Raw genomic sequence first — 482 nt, 5'->3', positions numbered from 1 at the left:
CCGGCGAACTGGCCGCCGGTGAGGACGTGCAGCGTCATCTTGTCGCCCAGCTCCTCCCCCACTCCGATCTTCGGCATGGGGATCGGCTCGACGGGCTGGCGGGGGCGGACGATGCGGCGCGGACCGGCGGCGGCGTACACGTAGATCGGCAGGCCGCGGTTCGCGGTCTGGACGACGCCGGCGAGCCGGTGCCGCAGCTCCGGGCGTTCGATGTGCAGGCCCAGCACCCAGTGCGGCCGGTCCTGCACCAGGCGGATGATCTCTTCCTTGCCGTCCTCGGTCAGCTCGTTGAACGACGGCTCGGGCCAGGAGAACGCGGCGTCGATCGGCGCGAACTGCGCCTGGTAGTCCGACGCGTAGAAGGGCGGGAACATGACGACGGGCGCCTCGTCGGGTACCTCGTCGCGGAGGTAGTCCAGGACGTCGCCGGCGAAGAACGAGCCGAGGCGGGTCTCCAGGTTCCGGACCTTCGTGGCGGTCTT

1 protein-coding gene is annotated in these 482 nt (G+C 70.5%); it reads right to left on the bottom strand.

Annotated features, from left to right (window positions below):
- Positions 1–482: hypothetical protein (locus ACFXIV_RS47910; protein ID WP_379421539.1), on the bottom strand; the 482-nt coding region annotated here is incomplete at both ends.

This window comes from Nocardia sp. NPDC059236 (genome assembly GCF_042754085.1).
GTDB lineage: Bacteria > Actinomycetota > Actinomycetes > Mycobacteriales > Mycobacteriaceae > Nocardia.
This window is presented reverse-complemented; position numbering and strand designations above follow the sequence as displayed.